The organism is Rhizobium sp. PEPV16, assembly GCF_008919455.1.
Classification (GTDB): Bacteria; Pseudomonadota; Alphaproteobacteria; order Rhizobiales; family Rhizobiaceae; genus Rhizobium; species Rhizobium leguminosarum_Q.
Genome location: NZ_VSZV01000355.1, coordinates 161,336 through 167,727, shown reverse-complemented (window position 1 = coordinate 167,727; position 6,392 = coordinate 161,336). Strand labels below are relative to the sequence as shown.

Sequence of the window (6,392 nt, the reverse complement as noted above, 5' to 3'; positions counted from 1 at the left end):
AAGCCCGCCTCGTGCGGGCTTTTGTGTATCTCGTAACGGGTCGAGGAGTTAACGCCTCTTCAGGGCGCCGCAAGAAGGCGTAGCCGACGCGGTGGGAAAGAAAACAACACAGCCTCAAACCGAAACCAAATCCCAAATAGACAACACATGAAAGCCTCGGACCGCAAAAACGAGAATCTCGTCAATGCAGACGTGGTCGGCGTCGCTCGCTGAGCTGCCGTCCCCGGTTCCAGCGGGCGATGGTCTCCGGCACGACGTCCGTCTTGCCAGCAGCGGGCTCGGCGATCGAGCGCAGCCGCTCGAGGGCAACACCCGCCTTGGTGGCGTAATCAAGCGCGGCCGGATCGTCCGAATGCACACCCTGGATCGCGGCGAAGACGGCCTCCGCCTCGGCCAGCCGTTTGCTGGCCGCAAGGGCGATACCGCGCTTGTAATGTGCCTGGATAAGATGCGGCCCGATCTCGCCGACCCGGCGGAAAGTCTCTGCGGCCTGCTCATATTGATGCAGGGCAAGCTGCGTATCGCCAAGCCGCATTTGGATCGGTGTCGGATCGGGCGCTTGCTCGACGAGAACCTTGTAGGCAGTCAATGCCTCCGTCAGCTTGCCGCGGTCGAATAGCAGATTGGCGAGCCCGAATTCCGCGCCGGTATGGCCTGGAGCCGATTGCAGGACCTGGTTGAAGGCGATCTCCGCCCTGCTCCGGGCTCCGTTGCGATACATGTCGAGCGCCTGCTCATAGACGAAACGAATGCTGCGCGGGTTGAGCACGCCATGCAGATTCTGGCCGTTGCGGGTGCGGAACAGGGTGCAGCTGATCCGCCTTTCCTCCACCCCGAACATGTATTTATAGGGTTCGTTTCCGCGCAGGAAATCATAGGTCTTGAAGCCGTGCTCGATCGCCCGCCGGATGCAGTAACCATGCAGGATGAGACCGGGAGACGGCGTCTTCCAGTTCTCGTCGCGACCGGTGATATAAAAGAGGATCGCCTTCTTCTGCCGGTCGACGATATTCGCCAGCGCGCCGAGCGGCTGGTCGCCATGCCAAAGGACCGGCACCTCGAGATTGCCGCAGTTGAAGCTGTCCATCAGCATTTCGCGTGTGGTGATGATCAGCCGCTCGGTCCGCTCCGTGCCTTTGCGGGCACTCCACTTGATCCGCCAGAGATTGAAGAGGATATCCAAGTCCCGATCGATGGTCTCGGCGGTTGCCATCGTGATCCGGTAAATATCGTCTCCTTCGACCTTGCGCAGGAACCGCCGGAGCTTCTGGCGCGTCTGGCTGCTCATGCGCTGTTCGAGATAGTCGTCGAAGCTTGCCGGCAGGGGGACGATCGGGCAGATCGTATTGTCGATATTCTCGCTGTTTTTGGGCGAGCTGTCGCGAAACATCACCTCCGGTCCCTGCAGCGCCTCGATCATCTTCTCGCGCCGGCCGGCTGGGCCGCTGAAATATTCGAGCTTCAGGTCCGTCCAGTTCTGATGTTTGAGAAACGAAGCAAAGCCGGCAATGGCGTGATGCTCGTAGTCCGGTCTGACGATGAAGCCGGTATAATCGGCCGCAAAATTCCCGGCCATGATGATCTCGTCGTAGAAGAGCCCGGTCTTCTCGTTCAGATGCGTGATGAGGCGCAGCGGGAAGAAGGCGACATAGGGTGCTTCGGGATCGCGTTCGCGAAGGGCGAGAATAAACCAGCGGCGTCGGCGGGAGAGATAGTTCTTCAGCCATATCCAGGAGAGGAAATGCTGCGCGTCGGGATCGTCCAGGAAGACCTGATCCCAGTTCTCGCGTACCGCCTCGAACCCCGCAATGGTGTCGATGATATCTATGCGCATGCTCGCCCCCAATACCCCATACGTCACTCGGGAGGTTTCATTCTAATGGGAAACACCGATCTTCAAATAAACCGTCCGGATGATTTAAGTGGCCTAAATGGGATTAGTCTGAGCCGGCGCATAACCCAAAATCGCATCCGGTTTCTGGTAGGAATTATGCACAGATTCAAAACGTTAAAGCGCAACGGGTCCTGAAGGATGCTGCACTTCAACGGACATCGCCCGAAAGTGTGCAGCGGTTTTGAGAACATGGATACATAAGGATTAGATCAGAGCTCGCCGGAGATCCGCGGGCTCGCATGGATGAAGGCCCAGAGCGTCCGGCTGATGGCGACGATCTCGGCAATCGACTTTTCGAGAAGGTCGAGTTCGCGCGCGTCCATCTGTTCGATCTTGCCGTAGCGGATCTGCTTGTCGTCCTCGACGAGCCGCATCAGCTGCGTGCTCGAGATCTCTCCTTTTTCGTCGAAGGAATAGATGCAGTGATTGTACTTGTTGCGGATCTTGGATTCCTTCTTCAGCCGCGCCATGGCTGAAAGGATCGCCTTGCGGTCGGAAGGGGAGGTCGAAGCGAGCTTGGACAGCCGTTCGATGAGATCGATCCGGGCGCGCGTGGTGTTCAGCGTCAGGAACACGACGATTGCCGCATCCTTTTCGACCCGGAGAAGATGGGCGATGATGTAGATCAGCAGGCTTTCGGTGTTCGTCCAGACATAGTTCAGGCGGCCGACCCGCAGCAGAACATCGGACATCGCCGCCATGCTTGAACCTTTCTCCCCAAGGGGATCCATCCCTCAAGGGATGGACATGCGGACATTACATCAGAACAACGGGCAAGTCCGTCATATCTACCGGATCGCCTGGGCCGGATCGTGAGCGATCAGCGCTCCTTGAAAGCCCGGGACATGCTGTCGGTGATCGGTTTGCTCAGATATTCGAAGAAGGTGCGTTCCGACGTCTGAATCAGCACTTCGGCCGGCATTCCGGGAACGGGATGGAAATTGTGCACCCGCGCAATCTCGGAATCGGGTATTCCGACGCGGACGATATAGACGTCCTTGACCGAAGCTCCCGCATTTTCCTCGATCGAATCGGCTGAGACGTAGAAGACCTTGCCCTGCAAAACAGGGGTCGTGCGCCGGTTGAGCGCCGTTAGGCGGATCGAGGCCGTTTCTCCCTCATGCAACTGGTCGATCGAAGTTCGCAGCACCTTCGCTTCCAGAATCAGCGGCACATGCGACGGCAGGATCTCCATGATCGGCTTTCCTGTCGTGATGACACCGCCGGCTGTGTGAAAATAGGAGCGCACCACCGTGCCCGACACCGGCGATCGGATAGTGGTGCGTTCGAGCACGCCGGCGGCCTCGCGCATCTGTTGGCGCACACTGTCCAGATCGGTTTCAGCGGTCTCGAGCGCATCGAGTGCAGCCTGCTTGTTGGAGTTGACGGCGATGACGGCTTCCTGGCGGAACTTGGCAATCTCCGCCTCGCTCTCGTTCAACTCGCCGTTCAGTCGAGCAATGTCGCCCATCGCATCGGCGATCGCCCGCTCGATTGCAAGCAGATCCGTCTTGCGCATATAGCCGACCTTGACCAGCCGAGCCTTGGAGTCGCGTTCCTCGGTCAGCAGCGACAGCTGCCTTTCGAAGGATTCTCGCTGGCCCCTATAGCCGGCGAACCGGAATTCGAGCGATGCGATGTTCTTCCCGATCAGATTGAGCTGCTCCTCGAGCTTGATCTGCTTGCTGTGGAAGACGACGTTCTGGCTCTGGATGATCGCGTTGATGTCGGGATCGCCGGCCTCCTTCGTCACGATATCGGGAAGCTGGAATTCGCGCAGGCCCTGCGCTTCGGCACGGAGCCTGGCGACGACGGCTTCAAGGCGCAGGCGGCGAAGCTGCAGCATCCGCTCGTTCGAGCGGGATGCTGTGGGATCGAGGGTCAGCAGGATGTCGCCTTCCTTGACCGTATCGCCTTCGCTGACGCGCATCTCCTTGATGATGCCGCCTTCCAGATGCTGGATGATCTTGTTGTTGCCGGTCGCGACGAAGCTTCCCTGCGCGATAACGGCGGAGGCGAGCGGCGCCGTCGCCGCCCAGAAGCCGAATCCTCCGAACGAGGTGAAGAGAACCGTCAGGCCGACGATGCTGTGCACACGGATCGAGCGCGGCACATCGCTATACCACTCGAGCTGCGCCGGACCGGTCGTCTCCCGATTTTTCCGTCCCATGTCGTTCATCCCTCAATGCGCGGTGCTTGTTGACCGTTATTGCTGTTGTTCTTGGAAAGCGCCTGCAGCACCTCGATCCTTTCCCCGAACATGGCGACAGTGCCGTCCTTGAGCACAAGGATCTTGTCGACGCATTGGAGAAGAGCCGGGCGCTGGGTAATGGTGACGGTGGTAATGCCCTGCTTCTTGGCGTGGATCAGTGCCCTGGCAAGGGCTGCCTCGCCCTGCGTATCGAGGTTCGAATTCGGCTCGTCGAGGACCACGAATTTGGGATTGCCGAAGAAGGCACGGGCGAGCGCAATGCGCTGCTTCTGGCCGCCCGAAAGCGGAGCGCCATCGGCTGCAACGATGGTTTCGTAGCCCTGCGGGAAGCCGGCGATGAGTTCGTGCACGTCGGCCAGCACCGCGGCCTCGTAGATCTGGTGATCGTCGACGTCGTCGCGCATGCGGCAGATATTGGCCTTGATCGTGCCGGGAAAGAGCTGCACGTCCTGCGGCAGATAGCCGATGCTTTCGCCGAACTGGCGCTGGTCCCAGTTGCGCAGATCCATCAGGTCGAGGCGTACATTTCCCGATGTCGGGACGATCGAGCCGACGAGCATCTTGCCGAGCGTCGTCTTGCCGGACCCGGAATTACCGATGATCGCAAGCGATTCCCCCTTCCTGAGCGAGAAGGAGATGCCGTTGAGAATGACCTTCTTTTGCGGTGGCGGCACGAAGAGAATGCGTTCGACATCGAGCCGGCCTTCGGGATTGGGGAGTCGCAGGCGCGGGAAGTTCAATGGGGAATTCAACAGTAGTCCCTTGATCCTGCTATAGGCGGTTGCCGACCGGTTGAACTGGTTCCAGCCTTCTATGGCGCCTTCGATTGGTGCCAGCGCGCGTCCCGAGATGATCGAGGCCGCAATCACCATGCCGCCCGTCAGTTCGCCGGCGAGCGACAGATGTGCGCCCCAGCCGAGCAGGGTGACCTGGGTGATCATGCGGCAGGCCTTCGATATGCCGGAGAAGATGATATTGCGGTCCTGTGCCTCGACTTGCGATTTCAGCGAACCCGCCGTTTCCCGGCCCCACATCTTCACGGCCTCGGGGATCATCGCCATTGCGTTGATGATCTGCGAATTGCGCGACATGGAATCGAGATGGAAATTCGCCCGGCTGAGATAGCCGTTGGATTCGGCGAATTGCCGGGCGGTGAATTTCTGGTTCAGATAGGCGATGACGAAAAGCACCGCGCAGCAGACCATGATGATGATGCCGAGATGCGGATGCACGAAATAGACGACGACCACGAAGAACGGCATCAGCGGCGCATCGAGAAATGCGATCAGCGTGCCTGATGTCAGGAAGCCGCGCAGCAGCTGCAGATCCTGCAGCGTCTGATAGTCCTTGCCGCTGCCATGCAGCGATGCCCTCGCTGCAGCGCTGAGAATCGGCGCGCCGAGCTGCACTTCGAGCTCCACCGCGGTGCGCATCAGGATGAAGCGCCGCACCGAATCCATGAAGGCCTGCAGCAGCACGGCGCCGATCACGGCGATCGAGAGCATGACGAGCGTGTCGACGGAGCGGCTTGTCAGCACCCGGTCGGATATCTGGAAGAGATAAAGCGGTATCGCCAGCAGAAGGACGTTGATGGCGATCGTGAACATCATGACGACCACCATATTGCGCCGTACCGCCGCCATGCCGCGCGAGAGGCTGGCGGCGAAATTCACAGGCTCGCTACGCTTGTGAAAACCGCCGCCGCTTCCCCCGCCCCCGCCCCCGCCCCCGCCGGGATCGGAATTCTTGCCGTATCCGCCGCCGCCGGTGCGCAGCCGCCTGTCGTTCTCGCTGATCGGACCGCTTTCTCCTTCGATGGTCTTGCCGAAGGGCATCGTCGGGCTCGATTTAAGCTCGGTCTTCTCTTTCGGCAGTTCGGGGGTCACCCGTGCTTCGATCTGCGGCTGGGCCGGCGCTTCCGGCATCTTTACTGTCGCCGGGCCCTGCGCCACCGCGACGGGAGGCGCCGTTTCCACTTCAGCTTCCGGCTCCGCCGTCTTTTCCGGGAGGGGCGCCTGCGTAGCGCTTGCGCGTCTGATATCGGCAGCCTCGTTGGCCGCAGCTTCGGACGTCTCCTTGCGGCCATGGCGAGACGAAGCAGCGGCGCCGCTCAGCCTGCGAAGGTTCTCTACCGCCTCATCGATCGCGGATATGCACACATCGGTCATCGGCGCATCCGAGGGAGCAGCGGAGGGAATAGTACCCGATCTCAGATCGAGGGCGCTGCCTGCCGCAAAGATTTGTTTCGAAATCTGGTTCATCGTGGTTCCCTCACAATACTCAAGG

Annotated in this window: 4 protein-coding genes; all 4 read right to left on the bottom strand. The window is 60.1% G+C overall.

Annotated features, from left to right (window positions below; translation table 11 throughout):
- Positions 1 to 181: 181 nt before the first annotated feature.
- A complete protein-coding gene (locus tag FY112_RS34415; RefSeq protein WP_131720685.1) occupies positions 182 to 1,834 on the bottom strand; it encodes a GNAT family N-acetyltransferase in 1,653 nt (550 codons plus the stop codon).
- A 269-nt stretch (positions 1,835 to 2,103) separates the two neighbouring features.
- Entirely contained in the window at positions 2,104 to 2,595 is a 492-nt protein-coding gene (locus FY112_RS34410; RefSeq protein WP_017962677.1) for a hypothetical protein, read from the bottom strand.
- A 119-nt stretch (positions 2,596 to 2,714) separates the two neighbouring features.
- A complete protein-coding gene (locus FY112_RS34405; RefSeq protein ID WP_017962678.1) occupies positions 2,715 to 4,064 on the bottom strand; it encodes an HlyD family type I secretion periplasmic adaptor subunit in 1,350 nt (449 codons plus the stop codon).
- Between the two features lie 5 nt (positions 4,065 to 4,069).
- On the bottom strand, positions 4,070 to 6,367 hold the full coding sequence (locus FY112_RS34400) for a type I secretion system permease/ATPase (RefSeq protein WP_151520353.1): 2,298 nt from the start codon (positions 6,365 to 6,367) through the stop codon (positions 4,070 to 4,072).
- Positions 6,368 to 6,392 lie beyond the last annotated feature (25 nt).